The 25,079-nt window shown below is 38.9% G+C and carries 18 protein-coding genes; 12 read left to right on the forward strand and 6 right to left on the reverse strand.

Going from position 1 to position 25,079, the window contains the following annotated elements:
- Positions 1-5: 5 nt before the first annotated feature.
- Positions 6-1,424 carry a DUF389 domain-containing protein gene (locus R3E32_25165; GenBank protein ID MEZ4888042.1) on the reverse strand — a complete coding sequence of 473 codons (1,419 nt, stop codon included), beginning with the start codon at positions 1,422-1,424 and terminating at the stop codon, positions 6-8.
- Between the two features lie 167 nt (positions 1,425-1,591).
- On the opposite strand from R3E32_25165, the gene truA reads away from it, so the two are divergent.
- From truA to dprA, 3 genes are all read left to right on the forward strand, one after another.
- The gene (gene truA, locus R3E32_25170; protein MEZ4888043.1) at positions 1,592-2,335 is read left to right on the forward strand and encodes a tRNA pseudouridine(38-40) synthase TruA; all 744 of its coding nucleotides are present in this window, start codon (positions 1,592-1,594) and stop codon (positions 2,333-2,335) included.
- Positions 2,336-2,570: 235 nt separating this feature from the next.
- Positions 2,571-3,362, forward strand: a complete 792-nt coding sequence (locus R3E32_25175) for a hypothetical protein (GenBank protein MEZ4888044.1) — start codon at positions 2,571-2,573, stop codon at positions 3,360-3,362.
- Positions 3,363-3,477: 115 nt separating this feature from the next.
- The gene (gene dprA / locus R3E32_25180) at positions 3,478-4,590 is read left to right on the forward strand and encodes a DNA-processing protein DprA (GenBank protein ID MEZ4888045.1); all 1,113 of its coding nucleotides are present in this window, start codon (positions 3,478-3,480) and stop codon (positions 4,588-4,590) included.
- Between the two features lie 42 nt (positions 4,591-4,632).
- On the opposite strand, the gene R3E32_25185 is transcribed toward dprA, so the two are convergent.
- Complete coding sequence (locus tag R3E32_25185; GenBank protein ID MEZ4888046.1) at positions 4,633-5,769, reverse strand: lactonase family protein; 1,137 nt, start codon at positions 5,767-5,769, stop codon at positions 4,633-4,635.
- Positions 5,770-5,987: 218 nt separating this feature from the next.
- Between R3E32_25185 and R3E32_25190 the strand changes: the two genes are divergently transcribed.
- Positions 5,988-6,434, forward strand: coding sequence for a heme-binding domain-containing protein (locus R3E32_25190; GenBank protein ID MEZ4888047.1), 447 nt, complete (start codon positions 5,988-5,990; stop codon positions 6,432-6,434).
- Positions 6,435-6,491: 57 nt separating this feature from the next.
- Here the strand turns inward: R3E32_25190 and R3E32_25195 are convergent, their stop codons facing one another.
- Entirely contained in the window at positions 6,492-7,997 is a 1,506-nt protein-coding gene (locus R3E32_25195; GenBank protein MEZ4888048.1) for a TlpA disulfide reductase family protein, read from the reverse strand.
- Between the two features lie 247 nt (positions 7,998-8,244).
- On the opposite strand from R3E32_25195, the gene R3E32_25200 reads away from it, so the two are divergent.
- The 4 genes from R3E32_25200 (at position 8,245) to R3E32_25215 (ending at position 15,296) form a co-directional block, all read left to right on the forward strand.
- Positions 8,245-11,172, forward strand: coding sequence for a PA14 domain-containing protein (locus R3E32_25200; protein ID MEZ4888049.1), 2,928 nt, complete (start codon positions 8,245-8,247; stop codon positions 11,170-11,172).
- Positions 11,173-11,435: 263 nt separating this feature from the next.
- Entirely contained in the window at positions 11,436-12,785 is a 1,350-nt protein-coding gene (locus tag R3E32_25205) for a cytochrome c peroxidase (GenBank protein ID MEZ4888050.1), read from the forward strand.
- Between the two features lie 119 nt (positions 12,786-12,904).
- The gene (gene purH, locus R3E32_25210; GenBank protein ID MEZ4888051.1) at positions 12,905-14,512 is read left to right on the forward strand and encodes a bifunctional phosphoribosylaminoimidazolecarboxamide formyltransferase/IMP cyclohydrolase; all 1,608 of its coding nucleotides are present in this window, start codon (positions 12,905-12,907) and stop codon (positions 14,510-14,512) included.
- 292 nt (positions 14,513-14,804) lie between these two features.
- The gene (locus R3E32_25215; GenBank protein ID MEZ4888052.1) at positions 14,805-15,296 is read left to right on the forward strand and encodes a hypothetical protein; all 492 of its coding nucleotides are present in this window, start codon (positions 14,805-14,807) and stop codon (positions 15,294-15,296) included.
- A gap of 89 nt (positions 15,297-15,385) precedes the next feature.
- On the opposite strand, the gene R3E32_25220 is transcribed toward R3E32_25215, so the two are convergent.
- Both R3E32_25220 and mltG read right to left on the reverse strand, forming a co-directional pair.
- Positions 15,386-15,931, reverse strand: a complete 546-nt coding sequence (locus tag R3E32_25220; protein MEZ4888053.1) for a DinB family protein — start codon at positions 15,929-15,931, stop codon at positions 15,386-15,388.
- Between the two features lie 106 nt (positions 15,932-16,037).
- On the reverse strand, positions 16,038-17,117 hold the full coding sequence (gene mltG / locus R3E32_25225; protein MEZ4888054.1) for an endolytic transglycosylase MltG: 1,080 nt from the start codon (positions 17,115-17,117) through the stop codon (positions 16,038-16,040).
- Between the two features lie 215 nt (positions 17,118-17,332).
- On the opposite strand from mltG, the gene R3E32_25230 reads away from it, so the two are divergent.
- Positions 17,333-18,640 (forward strand): deoxyribodipyrimidine photo-lyase, encoded by a 1,308-nt coding sequence (locus tag R3E32_25230; protein ID MEZ4888055.1) that lies wholly within the window; start codon positions 17,333-17,335, stop codon positions 18,638-18,640.
- On the opposite strand, the gene R3E32_25235 is transcribed toward R3E32_25230, so the two are convergent.
- Complete coding sequence (locus R3E32_25235; GenBank protein ID MEZ4888056.1) at positions 18,637-18,885, reverse strand: hypothetical protein; 249 nt, start codon at positions 18,883-18,885, stop codon at positions 18,637-18,639. The two genes, R3E32_25230 and R3E32_25235, sit on opposite strands and share 4 nt — an antisense overlap.
- A gap of 528 nt (positions 18,886-19,413) precedes the next feature.
- Here R3E32_25235 and R3E32_25240 point away from each other — a divergent pair.
- The 3 genes from R3E32_25240 (at position 19,414) to R3E32_25250 (ending at position 25,059) form a co-directional block, all read left to right on the forward strand.
- Positions 19,414-20,649 carry a polyprenyl synthetase family protein gene (locus tag R3E32_25240; GenBank protein ID MEZ4888057.1) on the forward strand — a complete coding sequence of 412 codons (1,236 nt, stop codon included), beginning with the start codon at positions 19,414-19,416 and terminating at the stop codon, positions 20,647-20,649.
- A 71-nt stretch (positions 20,650-20,720) separates the two neighbouring features.
- Positions 20,721-23,837 carry a hypothetical protein gene (locus tag R3E32_25245; GenBank protein ID MEZ4888058.1) on the forward strand — a complete coding sequence of 1,039 codons (3,117 nt, stop codon included), beginning with the start codon at positions 20,721-20,723 and terminating at the stop codon, positions 23,835-23,837.
- Positions 23,788-25,059, forward strand: a complete 1,272-nt coding sequence (locus R3E32_25250) for a hypothetical protein (protein MEZ4888059.1) — start codon at positions 23,788-23,790, stop codon at positions 25,057-25,059. The genes R3E32_25245 and R3E32_25250 overlap by 50 nt, the downstream gene beginning before the upstream one ends.
- Positions 25,060-25,079 lie beyond the last annotated feature (20 nt).

Here is a 25,079-nt window from a genome sequence, read left to right on the forward strand (position 1 = left end):
TTTGATTATTCCAAGACCAATGTGTCATATCCAAATCGCACTTGCAAATAGCTGTAAATGCGTTTTTCAAAATCAGCAACTTGTTGGGTATTTAGCTTCAACGAATCTGCCCAAGCCAAGTCAATGACAGGCAATCGCCGTTTATGTTGAAGACTATCAAAGGTGACAGTTGTTCGGTTGGCGCAGCTAAGACTCAATATTTCTGGGTAAAGTGCATGGAGTTCTTTTCTAATGGCTTCAATGGGAATCGAGTCATTCTCTAATATTTTCACTTTATCTTGAAGTGCCACGATTTGAGCATCCTTTTCCTCGTGTAGCTGCATGAAAGTTTCCATATTTTGTTTCACTTCCGCATTGATTTCGTTTTTCATGCGGTCGAGTTTATCTTTAGAAAATCCTGTCTGTATGAGTTTTAAGTGAACATGCGTACTGTCTTTTCCCAAATAAGTTCGCAGTTTATGTTCCAATATTGGAATCTCCGATTCTACAATACTTTCCCCCCCCAAATAAATCTTCAAAATAGTGCTATCAACCGATGCTTCCTCCAGTTCCCTATCGAACGCTTCATGTTGATCCCCATTGATTTCTTTTTCTATAAACTGATTGATTTTATTATTGACCGAAATTTTGTTGAGCGTATTCAGTAAAATGTAAATACTTGGAATACTGATGAGAATGATAAAAGCGGAGATGAAAAGGTTGGTTTTGCGTTTTTCACGAGAATCAACATATTCGGTTAGAGGAAAATTGAGAAAACGGACGATGAAATAAGTCGTTGCAGCAATGATAAAAGCATTGATAAAAAACAAATAAATCGCCCCTCCAAAAACTGCCCAATTCGATTTTGCCAAGCCATAACCCGTTGTACACAAAGGCGGCATCAAGGCTGTCGCAATCGCAACGCCTGGCAGTGCATTCGTTTTGTCTTTGTGAGAGCCTGCCACAATCCCTGCAATGCCTCCAAAAAGAGCTACTCCCACGTCCAAAATCGTAGGTTTGGTTCGAGCCTCCAATTCACTCGTCAAAAAACCCAATGGGGTGATGAATTCAAAATACAAATAACTCGCTAAAATACTGACCGATATGGCAATAAAAAAGTTTTGAAGCGACAAGGACAACATACTTCGGTCATTGATACCAATCGACATTCCTATTCCCAAAATGGGTGACATCAAAGGAGAAATCAACATAGCTCCAATAATAACTGCCGAAGAATTGGTGTCCAAACCAATGGAAGCAATCCCTGCTGCTGCAATCAAAATCCACACATTGTAGCCCTTGATAGGGATATATTTACGGACACTATCAATTGTCCCTTGCCTATCTACATCTTCCTTCAAGTCCACCAATTCTTTGATGTATTTCCAGACGCTTCGGAGGAATAAGCTAAAACTTCGCTGGACTTGTCTTGTTTCTTGTTCCATTGGTTTTCGCTGCAATTTGAGGTTAAACAGTTCTCAAAGTTAAAAATCTCTGTTAAACAAATAATATTTTCTTTCTATTTTCGCTGCAATATCCATAGAAGGAATAGACAACAAATCAAACAGGTTCTATTTGAACTTGAAATTGAGCATTGAATTTGAACTTTACCATGCGTTATTTTCTCGAAATCGCTTACAAAGGAACTGCCTATTGTGGATGGCAAGTACAGCCCAATGGAATCAGTGTGCAAGCAACCGTCAATCAAGCATTGAGTACGATTGTGAATGAGCCGATTCACTGTGTCGGTTGTGGACGCACAGATGCGGGTGTTCATGCAAGTCAATTTTTCCTGCATTTTGATGCCGAAAATACCCTGCCAAAGCCATTTGAAATGCGCTTGAACCGATTTTTGCCCAAAGACATTGCAGTAAAACACCTGTTTTCAGATTTACCAGAACAAGCACATACTCGTTTTGATGCGACTTACCGAGCATACGACTACTACATTCATTTCCATAAAAATCCCTTCAAAGACGAATACAGTTGGTACTTCAATAGGCTGCCTCTCAACTTTGAATTCATGCGGCAAGCTGCTGATTTACTCCTTCAATATGAGGACTTTGAAATGTTCTGTAAAACGGGGGGAAGCAACAAAACCACACTTTGCAGAATCTTCAAAACCGAATTGGTTTTGGACGAAGATGGGAATGGACTGCGTTTTCACATTGCCGCCAATCGTTTTTTGCGGGGAATGGTGCGTAGAATTGTGGGGATGTTGATTGCAGTGGGTAAGGAAAAAATTAGTATTGAAGTTTTCAAAAAGGTAATGGACAAAGAAGCTGATTTTCCTTTTCACCCATCTGCTCCACCGCAAGGTTTGTATTTATCCGAAGTTCGTTATGCGTATGTGTGATTTTGTCAATATTTTTTTAATCCTGTAGTTCTTCCATATTTGGAGAATAATGCCTTTTTTTGTGGATTGTATTCTATAACATCACTAAAACAGGACTTTGAACCATCGAGATTTTCACTTGATTTGTTCAATATTTTGCTTGTAATTATACAATTGGATGAATGTACTCATTGTGGATGTCTTTAGACCTTTCAGGACTATGCTTATAAATTTTAAATTTTTTAAAAAAATACAAATGAAAAAAATACAAATTTCCCTCTTTCTTATAATCGCATTTTTACTGACATCTTGTCAAAAAGAGCACGTTTCAAGTTCCCCTCAAAATCCAATGTCTTTTTTAGAATTATCTAAAACTGCTGAAGATATGGATGGGAATATAAATCTTCTGGCTTATGGACACAAATCTATTAATGCTGCTCCAGCAAGTATTAGCATTGATGGTCACTTTTTCAAAGATAACGGTGATTTGGCTCTTATTAATACTTTTAAGGTTAATGGTGTAAATATCCCACAAGTAGATGTAAATAACTATCAATATGATGAAAGCATTGGACGAGGAAATGGTGACATAGCAAAATATAATTTATTAACACCTTCTTTTGGAAATACTGCAACGATAAATGTAAGTAGTAATGAATTTCCTAATTTTACAGAAAATGTGAATTTACCAACGATTATCGAATTTACCAACACGATAGATGAAGTGAATACTAATTCTAATTTAACTATTCAGTGGAATGGAATAAATACAGGTTCTAAAATAGGAATTTTAATACTTTACAATGCTGCTGAATCGCATAAAGAAAATCCAACTCTACCAGAAGATTTAATATCAGTTGTAAAGTATATAGATGACCACATTGGACAGGCTACTTTTACAACACAAGAACTTTCTGATTTTCCTGTCGGAGGTATTGCTAGCATTTATATTGGTAGAACTATACAAACCGTAATAAATGCAGATAGCAAAGAAGTTTTAGTAAATGGCATTTCAATTAATCGACTCAACTGGCTCCCTATTTTATAATTCTATTTTGAGCTTAAATATAGAATTCAAGAAACAAGAGGCGCTGTTCTTCCATATTTGGAGAATAATGCCTTTTTTTGTGGATTGTATTCTATAACATCACTAAAACAGGACTTTGAACCATCGAGAACAACTGCATCAAATCGCCCTCACCCACCTTTCAGGCATTGGAGGAGTCACCGCCAAAAGTTTGATAAGCTACTGTGGAGGTGTGGAAGCGATTTTTCACACACCCAAACGGCAATTGATTAAAATACCAGGAGTGGGTGAAATAACGGCCAATAGTATTCTGCAAAACAAAGAAGCCCTCGAAAAAGCGCAGCAAGAAATGGATTTTATCCAAAAACACAACATACAAACCATTTTTTACTTCGACGATGCCTATCCCCAAAGACTCAAAAACTGCTCTGATGCACCCATTCTACTCTACTACAAAGGCAACGCAGCTCTCAACAATACGCACATTGTCAGCATTGTAGGCACTCGAAATGCTACGCCCTACGGCAAACAAATCTGTGAACAATTGGTCAAGGAATTGCAGCCTTACAATGTTTTGATTGTTAGTGGATTGGCTTATGGAATAGACCACGCTGCCCATGCTGCTTGTGTCAAAAACCAAGTGCCAACTATTGGGGTATTGGGTCATGGATTGGATAGAATATACCCACCTGAACACCGCAATCTAGCCAAAAAAATGCTTGCAAATGGAGGCTTGTTGACCGAATTTACGAGTACCGCCAAACCAGACAGCAAAAATTTCCCCAAACGCAACCGCATCATTGCAGGTATGACCGATGCTACTATTGTTGTAGAAACGGGCAACAAAGGAGGCAGCATCATTACCGCTTACTTAGCCCAATCCTACAACCGAGAAGTTTTTGCCTTTCCCGGACGCATACACGAACCGTACAGTATGGGTTGCAATCAGTTGATTAAAAAAAATGTGGCAAAATTGATAGAATCTTCCGAAGACATTGCCTATCATTTGGGTTGGGACGAAACAGATGTGGTCAGTACGAAACCCCTTCAAAGAGAATTGTTTATCGAATTGAGTGAGTCCGAAACCGTCTTGGTGGACTTGTTGAAGCAAACGCCCAAAGGTTTGTCTATAGACAAAATTTGCAGCGAATCCAGCATGACCCAAAATGCAGTTGCCTCTTGTTTGCTGCAATTGGAGATGAAAAATTTGGTGGAAACGATGCCAGGGAAAAGGTATCGCTTGGTGTAAGAGGGAATCTATTTTTTTCATTTGACAGTCGAAGCCCCTTTTTTAAAACTTCAAGCAAACCGCACTCGGAACTTCCTCCACTTCGCCCGTAGCTGTCAATTTGCCCGTTCGCTCATCAATCGAAAAAACGACCACCGTACTCGAATCTTGATTGGCGACCAACAAGAAGCGTCCATCAGGAGAAATCACAAAGTTGCGAGGTGTTTTGCCTTGTGTAGAAGTGCGCTCCAAGAAAGTCAAGCCACCTGTTTTGGAGTCAATTTGAAAAGCTGCAATATCGTTGAGGTTGCCCCGATTAGAAGCATACAAAAATTTGCCCGATGGATGAACATGAATGTCTGCGCTCGAAATAGAACCGCTGTAATCTTTTGGATAGGTAACCACCATATTCTGCAAAGTTAGTTTTCCGACTTCTGCATCGTAGTTCCAAATATCAATCGTACCATTCAACTCATTGATACTGTAAACGTAGGGAAGTGTAGGGTGAAAATCAATGTGTCGAGGGCCTGCAGCTGTTTCGGTTCCCTCCGCACTTTTCAGTACCAATTTTCCTTGCTCCAAATCCATTTCATAGACATATAGTTTGTTTACACCCAAATCCGCCGACAAAGCATAGCGATTGTTCAAGTCAGGTGCAATAAAATGGGCATGGGCAGTACGAGGGCGAATATTTTTGGAGGCATTGTCTTTGTGGTAGTCAATGGAAGTCGCTTTTTCCAATCCGCCATTGGCTGCAATGGGCAACATCGTCACGTTGCCTGTCACGTAATTGGCGACCAAAGCGTATTTACCTGTTTGTTCCACACTGATGTAACAAGGTGCATAGCCTTCTGCGGCTACTTGGTTGATTTCGGTCAGTTTTTTGGTATTGGCATCAATCGAATAGGCGTGAACCGCAGCACTTTCGCCATCACCAGTTTCGCTGACTGCATAAAGGTATTTTCGGTTGGGGTGAATGGTGAGGTAAGAAGGGTTGGTAATGCCACCTATTTCGTTGAGGTAAGAAAGCTCTCCCGTTTTGGTATTCATTTGATAGACGTAAATACCTTTTGCTTTCCCATCTACATGACCTTCTTTTCGGGTATAAGTGCCAATATATAAAGGGATTAGTGGTTCGTTTTCCTTTGATTCATTCACAGCAGAATCTGCATTTTTTTGCGAATCGGAGTCTTTAGACATATTATTAGAGGTTTGGCATTGAAGGAAAAAAAGGAAGAAAGTGAAAGAGAAGATACTGGTTTTGAGGTGAAAAAGCGGCATAAGAATTTAATTTTGCAGATGAAAAAAGTTTGTCAATTTAAAGAGCTTGAAGGTATAAAAAATATTTCAACTACACCATTTCATTTTCTTTTGTATTTTTACTCACATTAATTACAATCAAACTTACATAGAATAGAATGTCAAGAAATCAAAAAATAGCTTTAGCAGTCCTTGTTTTATTGGTGGTGATTCAATTTATTCCGATGGACAAAGTGTATGAAGAACCAAATCAAAACGATTTGATGGCAAGTGTAGAGGTGCCTATTGAAGTAGGTGAAATTTTAAAGAAGGCGTGCTACGATTGTCACTCTAATCAAAGCGTTTATCCGTGGTACACCAATGTTCAACCGCTTGGATTTTGGATCAATGGACACATCAAAGAAGGTAAAAAACACCTCAATTTTTCGGATTGGGGAACGTATAACGCTAAAAAACAAGCACATAAATTGGAAGAAGTATGTGATGAAATTGAAGAAGTGAAAATGCCTTTGAAGTCTTATACGTGGGTTCACGAAGGTACAAGACTAACCAGTGAACAAGTTGAATTGATTTGTAAGTGGGCAAAAGAGGTGGTAATTAATTAGTGATTGGTAACTATTGTTTAGTCACCAATCACAAGTTGCTGATAAATAAATAATTCACTATTTCTCCCCAATCAACCTCGCAATATCCTCCAAAATGCCTTCCTGTCCAGGTCGTTTGGCATTCGCCTCTGCAATGCGTCCTTTTTTATCAAGCAGCATGTATCGGGGAATACTTCGGATATTGAAGTATTGACAAACCTTTGACTGCCAACCACCAGGCGATAAAACATGGTAGCCTTCAATACCCATTTTTTTGATAGCATTTTTCCAAATATCTTCCCCATTATCAATAGAAATGTAAAGAAACTCAACTTTTTTCTTTTGCTTCTTACTGAGTTTTGTTTTCAATTCTTTGGCAAAAGGAAACTGCTTGCGGCAAGGGCCACACCAACTTGCCCAAAAGTCAATATAAACTACTTTGCCCTTGAATTTGTCTAGTGTTATCTGCTCACCCTGCATGTTGGTCAGCGTAAAAGGAGCTTTTTTGTCAATACTGACCGCATCACCCTTATCATCGTGTGCCTTCTTCATACTTTTTACCTTCTCCATTTTCTCCTTTGCTGCCGCCGCCAAAGCCTTGTCACTTATTTTATCGTTGTGTTTTTCTTTAATCATTGCAGCATAAGGTTTTCCTCCTTCCGTAGCATAGACCGAATCGTAAATCTTTTTGATGATTTCACCATCCGCATCCTTGCCATTGTCATTCACAAAAGCCGTCATCAAATAAGCCCACGAAAGCCCTCGAATATTGTCTTTCCCCCAATTGTATTTGGCCTCCAATGAAGGATTAATTCCTGCAAACTTCTTAAAACCATTGGCTTTAGAAGAGTAGTAGGTGAGGTAATAGACCAAAAAACGGCGATAATGTTCGCTCACCAAAGCTTTGTCATTATTTGCCATTTCTGGACTCACATGGTCCAACATCACACTGGGTAGATTTTCTACAGTTGGATTTTTTGAATTGTTGCCACGCACAATGGGGTAAGCAAATAAAGTATTGTAGTAATTGTATTGAATCTCATTGTCCAAGTACGTTTCAAAATCCTTCGACCATTCTTTATTATCAGCTTCTTTTACCATTTTTTGCTGCGCCAATCGCTTGTCAAACAACTCCATCTCCATAGCGTCAATTTGAGCCGTCAGCACATTTTTCTCCATTGAAGGAATGTCCATATCGGCTGCAAATTTGTCATTGAATTCCTTCAAAAATTGGTTGTGCGTCCTGCCTTTTCCTTCAAATTTTGCAGTTGTCACCAAGTTTCCATCTTCAAAATTTACCTGAAAATCATCGCCCGCTTCTACAAAAAGCGGCAATTTTTGCTCATTGTAATCAAGATAAACGACTTGTGGAAAATCGTTTTCTACTTCAAAACGAAATTTTCCATTAATCACCTCAGCATCCAAGACTTTTTCATAACCGTCAATATATTGTGGATTGGTTTCCAATTGTATTTTTTCGGACTCCGCATCAGAAATACTTCCAGAAATCACAGCTTTATCTTGGGCAAAAACGGAAGACATACCCAAAGTAAGTAGAAAGCAAAAAAATAATAATCTGTTCATTGTTTGGTGTTTTATTCAGAATTCAGACTGCAAAAGTAGCAATAAATGAAAATTAATAAGAAAATCAAATTCAAAAAAAAGCAGTTGATTGTCAATAGCTAACAAAACCATAAGAAATGGAAAGATACCCATTTATCGAGTAGGAGTATTGGTTGTGAATTGCATTAACAGAACTACCATAGAGTTTGTTCTATTGCTACATCTTTTGTATTTTGGAACTCCAATTTCAAAATACAAACAATCAACTATGAGCTTCAAACGATTACTTACCCTTCTTTCCATTATCACACTTAGTTTTATTGCTTACACTTGTAGCAATAGCCAACAAAGCCAAACGTCCTCTACCAAAGAACGCCCACACGATCCCTGGGTATTTCGCTCCGTTTTAGATAAAAAAGCGAGAATGGTCACGCTGGCATTGGACAAACACCTTTGGGCTGCTTACGATGCCGAACGCTGTGCCTTGTACAAAGTGTGGCGAAATGGCGTGGATTTCGATGGTGCAGTTTATACCACTGCACATGGCCCACAGCCTACTGCATTGGGAGATTCCTACATTGTGAGTGAATCCAAAAATCCGTGGCGTATTCTGCAAAATGGACAAGAATCAGAACCTACTCCTGCTTACAAAGGCCACCGATATGAAGGTGGTCAGGCTTACTTGATGTATGAATTGAAGATGGTGGACGGCAAAAGCATTGCAGTTACAGAAATGGCAGAACACGCCGAGAATGGTCACAAACCTATTTTTCAGCGAACTTTCACTACTTCCAATGTGCCAGATGGTGTTGAAGTAATGCTGCTGACAGATGTGAGTTCCATTGCAGCAGAAAAAGACATAGACACTGATGGCAAATTTGAAGTGATTTCTACCAAAGAAAGAGCTTTGAACTCAGCCGTCAAAGGAGTAGATATTGCAGGGAAATTGACCTTGGAAAACAATGGTACGACTCACTTCAATGTTACTTTTATCGGTACGCCAATGATTGTAAACGAAGACGAAGCGGCTCGAAAAGCGTCCGATGAAGAGATGCCCGCAGGCGCACGATTGATAGCCAAAAACGACTGCAAAACCTGCCACAATACCTACAAACAAACCATTGGACCCGCTTATATGAAGGTGGCTCGAAAATACAAAACGACTCCTGAACGCATAGAATTTCTCGCCAACAAAATCATCAAAGGCGGTGGAGGTGTTTGGGGTACTCAGGTCATGAGTCCACACCCCGATTTGATGCCTGCCGATGCTGCAACAATGGCGGAATACATTTTGAAGTTGGATGGAGAAGACTTGGAAGAAGGAGCAGATACAATTGATTTTCAGCCTGTGGTGTATGTCTATGATTTTGGTGAAAAAACGCACAATGCTTTACCTCCTTTTGAATCTTTGTCCATGAATCACCGCTTCAAAGTCGGAAAAATAGACTTCGATGAAAACGATTTTGAGTGGGTCAAACAAGGTGCGGGGCTGGTATTTGATGGGTATTTGGACATCAAAAAAACGGACAACTATGTGTTTCGCCTTCAAAACAACTACATGGCGAGCCTAAGCATTGACGGCAAAGAATTGGCGAATCATAATAGCGGCAAAGACGAAAAATCTACAGATATAGAACTGGAAATGAAGGCTGGCTATCATTCATTTCGCATCGAATACTACCGTCCGCAATTACCTACCAATCTGCATTTTTCATGGGCTCCTCATGGTCAAGATAAGTTTGAACCTGTGTCGGATAAGGTGTTGATGCACTTGGTAGCCGATGAAGCTCCCGTAGTGCCATCGGAGGATTCAGGCGATAAAACTCCTGGAGATGGAATTCCTGTGAAAGGTGTTCACCCGAGTTATGATTTGTGTCAAGCACGTCCAGACGATTTCTTGCCGAAAGTAGCAGGGATGGATTTTCTGTCAGACGGTCGTTTGGTCATCAGCACTTGGGATCCAGCAGGAAGAGTCTTGATTTTGGATGGCGTTCAGGGTTGTGATGCCAGCAAAATAACTGTCAAAACCATTGCACAAGGATTGGCAGAACCCTTGGGACTGAAGGTGGTGGATGATGAAATCTATGTGCTGCAAAAACAGGAATTGACCAAACTTGTCGATATCGATGGCGACGAAATCATTGACGAATACCAAACAGTTAGCAATCAATGGCGTGTGTCTGCCAATTTCCATGAATTTGCCTTTGGCTTGGTCTATAAAGACGGATATTTCTATGCAACATTGGCTACTGCAATCAATCCTGGAGGTGCAAGCACACAACCGCAAATCCCAGATAGGGGCAAAGTGGTCAAAATCTCAAAAGCAGATGGTAGTTCAGAGTTCATTGCCAGTGGTTTACGTACACCAAACGGCATCGGGTTGGGAGTGGACAATGAGATTTATGTAGCAGATAATCAAGGTGATTGGTTGCCCGCCAGCAAAATTGTGCATATTCGTGAAGGGGCTTGGTATGGTTCTCGATCAGTGGATTTTGAAGGTACGGCAAATTTGGAGGAGGCGCTGCCTGTTGTTTGGCTGACACAAGATGAAATTGGGAATTCTCCAAGTCAACCTACGGTTTTGAATGATGGCGTTTACAAAGGACAAATGATTCACGGTGAGGTGACACATGGCGGATTGAAGCGGGTGTTTGCCGAAAAAGTGAATGGTCAATATCAAGGGGTTGTGTTTCGATTTACGCAAGGCCTTGAAGCGGGTGTGAACCGAGTAGTTTGGGGGCCTGACGGAGCGTTGTATATGGGATTGATTGGAAATCCTGGGAATTGGAGCCATACGGGTGGTTTGTGGTATGGTTTGCAGCGCATGAAATTCAACGAAAAACCTACCTTTGAAATGCTGGCAGTTCGTGCGAAACCCAATGGTATGGAAATCGAATTTACCGAACCGCTTAAAGAGAGTGACGGCAATGATGCGGCTGATTATGACATCAAACAATGGAGATTTGAACCAACGCCAGAGTACGGTGGGCCGAAATTGGATGAGGAAAACTTGAAGGTTGTGTCGGTGAAGGTTTCGGATGACCGCAAAAAGGTATTCCTCGAATTGGCAGGAATGAAAGCGAAACATGTGGTTTATGTTCACCTCACAAAACATTGGACGAGTGCAAATAACAATGAATTGTGGAGTACAGAAGCTTGGTACACCTTAAATCAGATTCCTCAAGATGGAATTTGATGGTAGTTTTGAACACCAAGGATAACTGCTTCAATAGCAAGCAAATGCTTTTGGAATGCTGTAATGAATGTAGGTGACGGCAATCTTCATGGATTGAGTTGGCACAAAATTTGTCTTTTTTGGGTTACTCATTGCTTGGTAATTTATCCATATCTATCTCTTAAGTGGCAATAGATGTAGTAAAATGGAGGCCCTACCAAGCAATGGTCTCCTTTGCAAATGTTGCTAAGGCCTAATTTTCACCGATTCAAAAAACAATATTCATGAGCCCATTATACTACTATACCCGCAAAGTTGGCTTGCTACTGTTGTGCTTATCTCTCCTAAATTCTTGTACGAAAGAGAACAACGAATTAGACAATCAACTCGAAACTACCCTAGCGGCCGCTTCAAAAGGTCAAGGCTTAAGTTTTTTCCAATTACCTGCAAATGATGATTTAGCAGCGATTCCGCAAGACCCCAAAAATCCTATAACAAAAGAAAAAGTGATTTTGGGGAAATTCCTTTTCCACGAAACAGGAATCGCCATCAACCCCAAACATCCCGAAGGAGCAAAGACGTATTCTTGTGCGAGTTGTCACCATGCAAAAGCAGGTTTCCAAGCTTGTCGCATACAGGGAGTTGGAGAAGGAGGTATGGGTTTTGGTATCAGTGGCGAAAGTAGGGTGAACAACCCAGATTATCTCAACCTCGAATTGGATGTGCAGCCTTTGCGTACTCCTTCTGCTTTGAACATTGCTTACCAAACCAATGTGCTTTGGAATGGTCAATTTGGAGGAACTGCTTTGAATGAAGGTACTGAAGACCAATGGACGGAAGAAACCCCTAAAGCGGTTAACCATTTGGGCTATGAAGGTACCGAAATTCAAGCAATTGCAGGCCTGGCAGTACATCGAATGGCTATCAAAAACTCCATTGCAGAAATGAGCAATGATTACCAAGGTCTTTTTGAAACAGCATTTTCAGATTTTCCCGAAGCAGATAGATATTCTAAAGAAACAGCAGGTTTGGCCATTGCAGCCTATGAACGTACTTTGTTGGCAAATGAAGCACCTTTTCAAGAGTGGTTGAAAGGGAATACAAATGCGCTCACTGATGCCCAAAAAAGAGGCGCAGTGCTGTTTTTTGGAAAAGCACAATGCAACGCTTGTCATACAGGTGCAGCACTTAGTTCGATGGCTTTTTATGCCTTAGGTATGGAAGATCTTCAAGGTTTTGGTGTATATGGTGCAGAACCTCAAGAGGGTGATAAACAAGGTCGTGGTGGCTTTACGAAACGCCCAGAAGACATGTACAAATTCAAAGTCCCGCAACTCTACAACCTCAAAGATTCTCCTTTTTATGGGCATGGTGGCACTTTCCGAAGTGTGGAGGAAGTGGTTCGCTATAAAAACGAAGCGATTCCTTCAAAAACAAGTGTTCCGAAAAGTCAATTGGCGGATGAATTTGTGCCACTTGGATTGAGTGAGCAGGAAATTCGTGATATAGCTGACTTCATCGAAAATGGATTGCATGACCCAAATCTTCACCGATATGTTCCTGAAAGCTTGCCTTCTGGCAACTGCTTCCCGAACAATGATGCGGTGTCTAAGAGTGATTTAGGGTGTGGGTAATTTGAATTAGTAATACATTGCAGTAATAAAACAATAAAAACAATCCAACAATTTGCCTTTGAAGCCATATCTTTGCGACTTATTTTTTCACACCTTGCAATAAAATAAGTCGCAAAACTATGTCTTCCATAAAAGTCAAAAAAGCACTCCTAAGCGTATCCGATAAAACAGGTTTGATTCCTTTAGCCAAAACACTTCAATCCTTTGGCTGCGAAATTATTTCCACAGGTGGCACAGGCAAAAAACTTGCCGAAGCAGATATTTCCTACACCGACATCTCCAAAGTAACGGGCAATCCAGAAGCCTTTGGTGGGCGCATGAAAACTATTTCCTTCCATATTGAATCTGCCTTACTCTTTGACCGTGAGCGAGATGCCGAAGAAGCCGCAGGGCTAAACATTGAAGCGATTGATATGGTCGTCTGCAATTTGTACCCCTTCAAAAAAGTACTCGAAGCAGGAGCAGATTTTGAAACTTTGATTGAAAACATTGACATCGGCGGCCCAACAATGGTGCGTGCTGCCGCCAAAAACTTCAAATACGTAGCCACTATCACCGACCCCAATAGCTACGAAAACATCATTGCAGAATTGGAGGAAAACGATGGCGCATTGACATACGAAACTCGCCACGAATTGATGCGAATAGCCTTCAATCACACCGCAGATTATGATGCTATGATTGCAGAAGCGATGGACAAATCTGCTGGTGAACACTCGATTCGCTTGTCTTTCACAGGCGGAAAAACCCTTCGATATGGCGAAAATTCACACCAATCTGCCCTTTACTTCAAAGAAGTAGGCGCACCGAATTCGCTCTACGACATGGAGATATTGCATGGCAAAGCCTTGTCTTTCAATAATATTTTGGATATTCACGGAGCAATCGAATCTGTCAGAACCCTGAACAGAACGGCTTGTTCGGTTATCAAACACAGCAATCCTTGTGGACTTTGTGAAGGTGAAAATCAGCGCACCGTTTTGGAGGCAACTTGGGCAGGTGACCCGATTTCTGCCTTTGGCTCTATCATTGCCTTCAATCAAAAAGTCGAAAAATCTACCGTAGAGTTTTTGGATTTGGACAAAAAAGCGAGTCAGCGCAAATTTGTTGAAGTCATCGTTGGCCCTTCTTTCAGCGACGACGCATTGGAATATCTTCAATTGCACAAAGACCTGAGGGTGATTGGCTATGATATCAACGCTCCTCGAACAGGCAAAGACCTCCGCTACATGAACGGCTCTCTTTTGGTGCAAGATTTGGACGTGGAACTGCACTCCAAAATCGAAACCGTCACGACTGCTTCGATAGAAGCCCCGGATGATTTGGTAGAATTTGGATTGAAAGCCATTTCCAACATCAAATCCAACGCAATTGTAGTCGTCCGCAGAAAAGGGGAGATGCTGCAATTGTTGGGTATGGGCGCAGGACAACCCAACCGCTTGATAGCTTCCAAATTAGCACTCGAAAAATGTGGTGAAAATTTGACCAACGAATATAGGGGTGCGCCAGAAGGTTTGGAGACCTACATCCGTGAAGAACTCAGCAAAACTGTCTTGATTTCGGATGCTTTTTTCCCTTTCCCCGACAATGTGGAATTGGCGCATGAATACGGTATCAAAGCCATCGTTCAGCCTGGCGGCTCTATTCGTGACAATAAGGTAATCGACAAATGCAATGAATTGGGCGTAACCATGATTTTCACAGGTTTGCGACATTTCAAACATTAGTACAGTGATTAGTAAATTTAGTGACTGGTGATTAGTTTGGTTTTCAAAACTATTTTGGTTTATGCTGTACTAGCAAAATTCAAAAACAAGTTTCAAACCCAAATACAAATACAAATAGATGCTTGTATTTGGGTATAAATACTGTGAGGTAAGTTTTCAAACGGCAAATAATTCTCTATTTTTCCCTATAAACATTTCGGTTTTTCGGTCGTTTAATTACTACAATCAACAACTTTGTTCATCGAATATCAAATTGGATGAATATTTTTTTACTCTAAAAAACCCTATAATCATGCTGAAAAACAAAATTTTAGTCCCTTTATTACTTGCTATTTTTGCCATTTTAAGCTGCAATATCGAAGCACAAGCTCAAGGACAATCAAAACTCGGATTTGGTTTGGCTTATGGAACGGACATTGAAGAAATAGGACTACAAGTTAGAGGAGATTTCAAGCTGGGCCCCGTTGCCAGTTTTGCACCCAATTTTACTTACTTTTTTGTAGATGGGCCGTTCAATTTTTATACTTTAAACGGTGACTTTCACTGGAATTTCTACACATCAGGAGGGATGCACATTTACCCATTGGTAGGATTGAACGTCACTTTTTATGGCTTTGAAGATATTGATACCGACTCGGAGTTGGGAATCAATTTAGGAGGTGGTTTGCACGTTCCTATCACCAGCAACATGGATTTGTACGGAGAAATCAAAACGGTTCTAGGTGATGAAATAGTGGACCAAGCTGTGGTCAGCTTTGGATTGCTGTTTGATATAGGCAGATAAAATCGTGTAATTTATAGAGTTGCAAAAATTCTATGTTTTTTCATAAGACTTTTGAATTTAGGTATCAACCAATTTCAAAAGTCTTTTTTTTACAATTCAATTGGCAATCGCTTTCGCAACAAACGAATTTGTCCTCGGTGATTGATTTCATCTTCAAAAACATGGAACCATTTCCAGTAATTGTTCCACTTTCCCTCACCATCAGAAGAGTATTTGGTCGCTTTGAGCAGCCATTCATCGTCCTTTCCCTTCAATGCTGCCAAGGTTTTAGTTCGCTGATTGTCCATCAATTCAAAGAGTTCTTCCAAGGTTTTCCCCTTCAATTCCTTTCGTCCCCTGTCTCCCAAATCCAAAGCTGCCCCCCATTTTTCAGTCTCTTCTTTGGTCATGCTTCTTTCCTCTCTTTCTTCAATAGTCAAAAGATAGTACACAAAATCCACGGCAGCTATATGCTGAAGCAAAGCTCCAATAGAGTTGCTTTTTTCATCCATACAATAATCCAACTCTTCCATGGTCAAACCTTCAACTGCATCTTTGGTCGTTGTTCTGGCATAGTTCATCATACTCACCAAGCAGGCAATGTGCGGCGTATAGCCCTCAAGTCCACCAATAATGTAACGATTTGAATCAGTCATATTTTTGTTTTTTTGAACAGGAATAAAATTTGAACGAACTGTGTCAAAACAAAAAAGAATATTTCAAGGCTGCCCTACTAATAACCAGTCACCAATCAACCAATCATTATTTAAAAATCTTCCGTTCATTCAAAGCCTTCTGATAGCGTTTGGCATTGAGAACGTGCGTGCTGTAATCCTTTGCGAAATTGTGGTAGCCCGAAAAATCCTCTTTCGCACAGAAAAACATATAGTCGTGGTCTTCCACATTCAAGACTGCATCCAGCGCAATCTTTGAAGGAATACGAATCGGACCAGGTGGCAAACCATCGTGTGTGTAGGTATTGTAGGGAGAATCTACTTCCTTGTGAACATCCAAAATTCGCTTGATTTCAAAATCATTCAAAGCAAACTTCAAAGTAGGGTCGGCATCCAATCGCCATCCTGGAGTTCGCAAACGATTGACATACACACCTGCAATGCGGGGCATCTCATCATTTTTTGCAGCTTCTTCTTCCACAATTGAAGCCAACGTAGTCACTTCAATAGGGGTAAATTTCAGCGCATCTGCTTTCGCCTTTCGTTCATTTGACCAAAATTTCTGGTACTCCTTCAATGCCCGCTCAAAAAACTGCTCGGCACTCGTATTCCAGTTGAATTGATAGGTGTCCGATATAAACACCGCCATCACACTCTCTTTGTCAAACCCTTTGGAGCGCAAGTAAGCATTGTCGTTCAGCAAATTGACCAACTCTATAGAATCTGCCTCCAATTGGCTTTCTACCAAGTCAATCAACTGCGCTTTGGTTCGTATATTATTGATGATGATATTAAAAGGCGTTTGTTCTCCAATTCTCAATTTTGTTACCAATTCTCGGTTGCTCATGCCTTGTTTCACGACATAACGCCCCGGATAGATTTTGTTAGGGTAATTCATTTTTTGCGCTACCCAATCAAAATCCGCTACATTTTTGAGTATTTCCTGCTCCTTCAAAATCTCCAACACCTGACTGTAGCCTGCACCTGTTGGAATATACAAATTGTGTGCTTGCCCATTGTTATCGGTCACATTGGGAGCATATATTTTTTGGTAAAACGACCAACCAAATCCTGCTGCTGCAATCAATCCCACAAAAGTAAACATCAGCAATACTTTCCAAAAAGAACTTCTTTTTTTGTTAGGTACTGATTCTTGTTCTTGCGTCATAAGAAGTAAATGTTTTAATAATTAACTTGCTCACTATCGGAGGGTTTCAAAACCCTCCGATAGTGAGCAAATGGCTGCAAAAATAGCATTTTCGCCTTATTTAAACCATTTCCCCTTCAAACTGTTTTTACTCCGTTTTATATAGGCCTACAGATTACGGAAATTTTAAAAATTTCCGTAATCTCCTCAAGAATCATACAACCTTCAAAAAAAAAATGAAAATAGCCATACACTGGTTCCGTCGAGACCTTCGATGGGATGATAACACTGCACTTCACAAAGCCCTCAGCGGTGATTTGCCTGTCCTTCCCTTATTCATATTTGACACCAACATCCTCGACCAACTCGAAAACAAACGAGATAGCCGAGTACATTTTATCCATCGAGAACTCTCTCGCCTCCAAGAAGATATGGCTGCAAAAGGTTCGAGTTTGCTCATCAAACACGGCAAACCCATTGAAGTATGGAAACAACTATTGAAGGAATACGATATCGCCGCAGTCTATACAAATCGAGATTATGAACCCTACGCACAGGAAAGAGACAAAGCCATTTACGAATTGCTGCAATCCCAAAATATCCCCTTCAAAGGCTGCAAAGACCACGTAATTTTTGAGAAAAAGGAAGTGGTCAAAAACGATGGAACACCTTATACCGTCTTCACTCCCTACAGCAAAAAATGGCTCGCTGCCTACAAAGAAACTCCACCCAAAATCAATTCCTCTGCCCTCTACTTCAAAAACTTCTATGAAACACAACTATTGCCATTCCCTACTTTAGCAGACCTCGGCTTTGAAGAAACTGACACCGATTTCCCTTCAATGGATTTGGACGAAAGCCTACTGGACGACTACAAAACCCTCCGTGATTTTCCCGCCAAAGACCACACAAGCCGCCTAAGTGTACATTTCCGCTTCGGCACCATCAGCATCCGCAAAATGGCTGCAAAAGGTTTGGAACTCAGTGCAGGTTGGCTCAACGAGTTGATTTGGCGAGATTTCTACCAAATGATTCTCTACAATTTTCCGCATGTCGTCCATAAAGCTTTCAAACCTGCTTATGAGCATATTCCGTGGCGCAATGATGAAGCTGAGTTTGAGAAATGGTGTCAAGGAAAAACGGGCTATCCGCTTGTAGATGCGGGTATGCGTGAACTCAACGAAACGGGTTTTATGCACAATCGGGTGCGTATGGTCGTGGCGAGCTTCCTCACCAAACACCTGCTCATTGATTGGCGATGGGGTGAAGCCTATTTCGCCGAAAAACTTTTGGATTTTGAGTTGGCTTCTAATAACGGTGGCTGGCAATGGGCTGCAAGTACGGGCTGTGATGCAGCTCCTTATTTTCGGGTGTTTAATCCGACTTCTCAGTTGGAGAAGTTTGATAAGGAGTTGAGGTATGTGAAAAAGTGGGTGGCGGAGTATGGGACTTCAAGCTATCCTCAGCCTATGGTAGTGCATAAGGAGGCGAGGGAAAGAGTTTTGAGGGTGTTTAAGGAGACGCTTGAAGCGTATAAAAACTAAGAGTCTCCATTTCTCACAACCTCCACAATCAATTCAGGTTGATCGAACCAAGGTATTTTTACAAATACTTTCTTCGTACAACCGCAAACCATACATTTATAGTAGGCAGTATTAAAATAAGTCCACCATCCTTTGGGCTGAAACTTTATAAGAATCATTTTTTGTGGTATTTGACGGCAACCACATGGGAGTTCTAATTTGGTGATGTCTAATTCTTCTAAGAAATTGTTTTTTCGATTTTTCATTTGTGTTGCTTTTTTAGAGTGGAATAACCAATTTGGTTACTTGATTAAGATAGTCAAGTAGTGTACCAAAACTAACATTTGTTAGTTAATGTTTTATTAATCAATATTTTGCACAAGCTTAAACTCATTCAATTCTCTACAATTAGCCCTAAAATAACTCGACTAAAAGAGAAATTTCCGAAAAAAGTTAGGTTTTTAAGAAACTCACATCAGAAAAATAAAAATATAATATTGATTATCAAGGCGGTATTGATTTGTCGTCAATCTTGCAAAACCATAATAAAGCAAATCCGAAAATTCTTCGGGTCAATGATGTTATTGATACGTTTTTTTTTCGTTTTTCTCAAACTCAATTTCTCTTAAATGTCTGATAACCAGTAAATATTTAAAGTGGCTATGTATTTGCCTATACTTGTTGACTTGGAAAGACGAAGGTGTTATCTCCAATAAGTCTTGTTGAAAATAATGTGGTTTAAATTTTTATTAGCAGTGCAAACTTTTTGATTCAACTGCCAATTACAAGCCACTATGAAAGAGGACAATATATCCGACCGTCGTTTCGAGGAAATGAAGGAAACTTTCCGACTAATTAAACCCGAAATGAGGGTAATGGAAAAACTATTGTCAAAATATCAATTGTTTGAACAGGATGATTTGCCTGCTTATTGCTTTGAGTTATTGAACCGAAGGTGGAAAAAGAATATACTGCCTCAAAGAGCCTATTTCCTCCGAAAAATATATGAATACATACTTTGGGAACAAGGTGTGGAAAAACCCGATGCTCAACTTGAAGAATTGTTTAAGGTTAAACTGGGCTTTATTATGGAAGTAACAATTGTGATTCAATATTTACACAATCAGATAATTGATGAGAAGTTTGATGTTAAAAATATCGCCGCAGTTAGACGTAATTTGATAGCGAGCAATATTCTGAGAGAAATTTTATTTCAATATATTCAGCAAGAGATTGAAGGCTATGGGCATGAGATTAAACAAGTGGTAGAAAAAAGTATCTCGAATATCCTGCTTCATGTGGATTTGGGTCAGCGTCTTGAGCAAGAATACAATCACTACGATTCCTACAAAAAAAATCCTCCCTTATCTATTTGCCAGACTTCAATTGGCTTGTTTTCTGACTTAGACTGTATTCGTCCTATTATTGAATCCATTAAAGGAGAAATTCCTCAGAAAATAGATTTTATTGAAGTTTATTTTAGACGCATCTATTTAACGAATGGATGTTTTTATACGTTTATGACTCAGCTTGTCCTGAACATTTTGGGGTATAAGGATGAATCAAAAAAAGAAGATTTATCCAATTTTGCAGTTATATTTGGAGTTGCTACTCAAATTACGAATGATATCGTAGATTTTGTTCCTCCAATAAAAAATAACGGGAAAAACCTATCCTCTAATACAGTTGGTAAGAACTCAACGGATTCCTATAGTGATTTGAAAAATGGAAACATTACTTTACCTCTAATATATCACTTGTCAAAAAATCAACAACGCCTTATTGAAAATTACCTATCAAAGCCTACAAAGCCTAACGATATTGATAATTACTCTTTGGAAGTTACCAAAGAAATTTTAAAGAGTAGAGCTATCCAAAAAGCAAAAAAGGTAGGGCAAAATATAGCTAATTTAGCGGATAATTACCTAAATATAAAAAATCCATCCGCTTCCTTAATTATGGATATAATTGAGAAAACAAAATGGAATAAATACTATTACGAATTAAATAAAATTGAAAAAACCAAATAATACAGCCTCCTATGATATCAATAACCAAACCTTTAGAATATACCATACCCCAATTCAGGGAGTTTACAAACATGCTTCATGATAGATTACATGCCGTACTCTATCACATTGAAAACATAAAAGGAAATTTTACCATTTCTACTAACTTTGTTGATAAAGATTTAGCAAGACTACCAAAATACAGAAATAAAAATATAACACCTATTGTCTATGGAGGTATCGAAATACAAAGGCGAATTTTAAGAAAAAAAAAGACCATTAAACGAAACTTGAAGGAGTATTGGCAGTTTTTAGATGATACAGTCATTGATTATGAAAGCTCACATACTTATCAGATGTTGAATAAGTTTAGAAAGGGAGAACTATCTTTGAAAGATATAAAGATGGGTAACTTGCGAGGATATTTTGTTGAACCTCTTGAAAACGATACGAGAACCAAAATTAGAACTACAGAAAAAGCTATTTTCGAAAGCTTTTTGGATTTAGAAAAGGATGCCTTTATATCTATTCCCATTATTGCGTTTGGAAATTTTGAAGGAGTAGTTCATATTATTGGACAATTGAGTGTAATAGAAAAATTAAGTATTCAAGATACGATTGAACGCATTATTAAGATTTTTAGTTTAGAATTTGAAAGTTTACTATTGGATTGGGATGTAGCTTTTGAAAATATAGAACAATACACTCAAATAAAATTAGACCAGTTAGACTATGATGTTGAATACGTTAGTCAGAATCCAATTATGAAAGAATGTAAGTTTCGAAAATTTTATGAAATTTCCGATTATTTCCATAAAAAAAGAATTGCGATTAGCAATGAAGCGACAAAAAAAATATTGACTCAACAAAAACAAATCCTATCCCAACACCGCCAAAACGCCATCATTTCTATACTTATAGACAGTTTTGCCCACAATATCAGCACACATAGTTTGACTGCTTTGGCATGGTGGTTTGCAGAAAGAGCTATTTATTCCAATGCCAAGAAAAATAATCTAAAGAGATTATTAGACAAATACAAAAACGACATCAATCAAAACCCTTTGGTATTACACAAAAAACGTGTAAACGAACCACTATCAACTGAATTGAGTGCCTTTTTGCGTTTTTTGGCGGAAAAAGCCATTTTTTGGAATGCCATTACCCGCAAGACCAATTTTACAGGTCAATTTTTTAATCTATACAATGTGCTTTTCAAAGAATTTATCAACAATCCTTTGTACTTGGGCTCTATTGCCAATTCAGAAAAAATCCAAAAAATCCATTTTCATTTTACCATTTATACAGAAGAATATGAACTTACTCCTGTTACCAATCGAAAAACCATCAAAAAGGTAGGGAATGTATTGCTCGACGGAAGATTGGCGACTATCAATTTCAAAGATTTTTATTTGGAAGAGAATCAAGCCAAACGCAAAGTTCGAGATAGTCAGCAAAAGGAAGCTACTAAAAACTTGGAATTTGTGGATAGTATTTTTATTGAAAGAGGAGATAACTTTGACTTGTTTAGAGAAGAGTTAATCAACACGATTGCCTTCTTTCCGAGTGGTGTAGTGGGCAAACATGCTCTATTTACGGTATTGGAAAACGAAATTAGAAACATCAAGCACTACAAAGGGCTAGCACTCACAGACGCTCAAGATAATGGTCTAATTGTCAACCTTTCTATTCATACCCGACCTGTAAATTCAGATAAGGATGTTGCTACTCCTTTTAAAAAGTATGAACTTTATAAATTAGGAATCTGGCTGAAGCATCCTTCTATTGACTTGGATGGAAGACTGATTGGACAGCGTTTTGAAAGCTTGGCAAAAGACATCATTACGGAAGAAACCTATCGTCCCAGACTGGGCGGAATGTATCAAGATAAAATATGTGCTGCGATGTTGTTCAACAATTCATTTGACAGTGTACAGCCTGAAAAAATGACAGATAGAGACGCACGTTATTATCCTTGGGTGAAAGCAGCAGTTAGTCCAGTAGCAAATAGAGCGGAAGATGTATATGAATTTGAAATCAGTCAACGCAAGTACGAAATTACCACAAAAGAAAACACCTATGATGATGAATACCATGAGTTTTTGAAAAAATATGGAGGCGAATCTAAGGAAGTGTATTACAAAAAATACATTCATCTGTGGAAAGCAGAGAACATTCATTATTTTCGAGGAGAAGCGGGAATTAGTTGGGAAAATAAGGCGCGCTTTAAGTTTTTACATATTGAAAAAGACAATAGAGATGCGTATGTCAAGCTTAGACAAGAAGGCTTTATTCGCATTTTACAACAACCTATCCCGAACAATGATATACAAGAGGCTTATAAAAAATGGCTTCACAAATGGAGCAAGACACAAGAACCTGTTTCCATTGAGTTGGCGATTTCTGTAGATTCAGAGGACGAGGAGGAAATAAAAGACAAACAAGATGTTTTATACCGTTTTGTTTACCACAATGGCAGTTTATATTTTGAAAATGCCGATGCAATCCTTGAAGATGATTCCATAACCGAAAATCTTTATGATTCTATTTCCGACAAAAGGTCTCTTACCGTTGCACATGGTGGGGGCATAGCCAATACGAATATGTGCAATTTCCGCTCAACAGGAATTCTGTTGAGGAATTTCTTTGATGTGGAAGATATTGGAGGTTTGGCGGATTCAGAATTGAAGCCTTTGCTTGCTTATGAACTGTACGAAACGTTTATTACCAAAGCAGTTATTATTGATGAAAGGGTTTTTAGACGAATTCCTCCTGATAGAGTGGATTATTTTAGTGATGCACTGCAATTGGAGTTTTACGATGAGAATTTTGAGCAATGGGAAGAGGTCATGGAACCACAAGATTTAACACAGTATCACTTTTTGGTGGTTCACCTTTCTTTTATCGAACGTATGAAGCAAAAGAAAAACCCAAATGAACACTACGGTGAAGGAGGAATAGTTGATTTTATTGAAGAACGGGTATTGAAGGGCAAAAAACCAAGTGAAGTTCCCGATAATTTTGTTTTGGTCATCATTACAGGTAGAGGAAGAATCGAATGGTGGGACAAATTGAAGAAAAATCAATACGACCGTTTTGTCACCTTTCGCCCTATTGAAAGCTTATTGGCAGCCGTAGAAGATGCCATTTTATTGAACGATGATTTCAATCTCAAATATTATACAACAAAGGTATTATTTGGTTCTTAACATCATTCATACAAAAGTTTGTTCAACGATTAAAAACAAAAAGATGGCTAAAAAACTTACACGGCGTATTCTACTGATTAACTGGAAGTGGCGATGTTTGGTTGATTATCAATTAAACGATACATATTTAGAAAAACACACTATTGATGATTTTTTCAATCAAAAAGAAAAAAAACCTTTTTATGAAACCCTAAGGATAGGAGGACTCAAAATATATGACTCAAGCAATAATGAAAAAGAAGAAAATCAAGAGCAATCTTCTTCTTTACAGATAGTAAAAGGTGCGAGAATTATCTGCTGCAATATTTACAAAGGCAATAAAACACGTCAAATATTAAATCGGTTGATAGAAGAAACTTACACAAAATACAGTAAAAATGGAGATAGGGTAGAAATCATGCTTTTTCTACATAGAGGACATCACTACGACTATAACGATGTGCTGCAATTTTTGGAGGAGAAAGGAAAATATATTGTCAATTGCTTTTTATTTGAAACAGGTCGTGATTACATCTACTATCATTCAGAAAGAAAAGGCTTATTAGACCATATCGGAAGATTTTATAGAGGAAAACAAGGAAAGAAAGTTCTCAGAACTTACCACATGGTTGAAAACAGCGAGTATGAAAATGAACAAGAAAAAATCGTTGATAAATGGTATTTCAATAATGTATGGAACTATTACAAACAAGAGTTTAAAAGAAAGCTAAAAATTTTATTCATCGATTTTGTTAAGATATTATTGGGTTTGGAAAAGCTTCTTCTACAAAATAAAATAGAAAAAGACCTTCTTATTGAATATTTGGAAGATGTGAATGATGTTGCTAAGTACCCCAAAAGCGACTTAATTTATTATCGAATAAAAAGTTTTTTAGGTTGTTATGACGAAATAGAACCTGAAGAGTATGATGAATTCAATCCGCCAACGAATGAAGAAGAATATGAATTATTGAATGAGGAAATTGAGCAGCTGTCAAAATTTGAGAAAAAGCGCAAAAAATCCTACACCTTCGATGATGTACGAGCCAACTTAGAACACAAACAGGAGAATGATGCAAAGGATATAGAAGCACACAATATTTATAAAAAACTCGAAAAAGCCATGCGCCCCATTTTTCTAAAAGATGTACCACACAAAGGAAATATAACAAAACAAGAGTTGATGGACATTCGAGATGAAATGGGAAAATTAATTGCTGTTCTTCCAGGAAACAATCTCTAAACCAAGCAAAATCAAAACCA

Source organism: Chitinophagales bacterium (assembly GCA_041392475.1).
In the GTDB taxonomy this organism is placed as follows: domain Bacteria; phylum Bacteroidota; class Bacteroidia; order Chitinophagales; family UBA2359; genus JAUHXA01.

What these genes read in the sequence shown, in the direction of transcription:
- R3E32_25165 (MEZ4888042.1), bottom strand. Translation starts at nt 1,424, where the DNA reads ATGGAACAAGAAACAAGACAAGTCCAGCGAAGTTTTAGCTTATTCCTC.
- R3E32_25195 (MEZ4888048.1), bottom strand. Translation starts at nt 7,997, where the DNA reads ATGAACAGATTATTATTTTTTTGCTTTCTACTTACTTTGGGTATGTCT.
- R3E32_25220 (MEZ4888053.1), bottom strand. Translation starts at nt 15,931, where the DNA reads ATGACTGATTCAAATCGTTACATTATTGGTGGACTTGAGGGCTATACG.
- R3E32_25190 (MEZ4888047.1), top strand. Translation starts at nt 5,988, where the DNA reads ATGTCAAGAAATCAAAAAATAGCTTTAGCAGTCCTTGTTTTATTGGTG.
- R3E32_25240 (MEZ4888057.1), top strand. Translation starts at nt 19,414, where the DNA reads ATGAAAGAGGACAATATATCCGACCGTCGTTTCGAGGAAATGAAGGAA.
- R3E32_25230 (MEZ4888055.1), top strand. Translation starts at nt 17,333, where the DNA reads ATGAAAATAGCCATACACTGGTTCCGTCGAGACCTTCGATGGGATGAT.
- R3E32_25175 (MEZ4888044.1), top strand. Translation starts at nt 2,571, where the DNA reads ATGAAAAAAATACAAATTTCCCTCTTTCTTATAATCGCATTTTTACTG.
- truA (MEZ4888043.1), top strand. Translation starts at nt 1,592, where the DNA reads ATGCGTTATTTTCTCGAAATCGCTTACAAAGGAACTGCCTATTGTGGA.
- R3E32_25205 (MEZ4888050.1), top strand. Translation starts at nt 11,436, where the DNA reads ATGAGCCCATTATACTACTATACCCGCAAAGTTGGCTTGCTACTGTTG.
- R3E32_25215 (MEZ4888052.1), top strand. Translation starts at nt 14,805, where the DNA reads ATGCTGAAAAACAAAATTTTAGTCCCTTTATTACTTGCTATTTTTGCC.
- purH (MEZ4888051.1), top strand. Translation starts at nt 12,905, where the DNA reads ATGTCTTCCATAAAAGTCAAAAAAGCACTCCTAAGCGTATCCGATAAA.
- R3E32_25245 (MEZ4888058.1), top strand. Translation starts at nt 20,721, where the DNA reads ATGCTTCATGATAGATTACATGCCGTACTCTATCACATTGAAAACATA.
- R3E32_25185 (MEZ4888046.1), bottom strand. Translation starts at nt 5,769, where the DNA reads ATGTCTAAAGACTCCGATTCGCAAAAAAATGCAGATTCTGCTGTGAAT.
- R3E32_25235 (MEZ4888056.1), bottom strand. Translation starts at nt 18,885, where the DNA reads ATGAAAAATCGAAAAAACAATTTCTTAGAAGAATTAGACATCACCAAA.
- mltG (MEZ4888054.1), bottom strand. Translation starts at nt 17,117, where the DNA reads ATGACGCAAGAACAAGAATCAGTACCTAACAAAAAAAGAAGTTCTTTT.
- R3E32_25200 (MEZ4888049.1), top strand. Translation starts at nt 8,245, where the DNA reads ATGAGCTTCAAACGATTACTTACCCTTCTTTCCATTATCACACTTAGT.
- R3E32_25250 (MEZ4888059.1), top strand. Translation starts at nt 23,788, where the DNA reads ATGATTTCAATCTCAAATATTATACAACAAAGGTATTATTTGGTTCTT.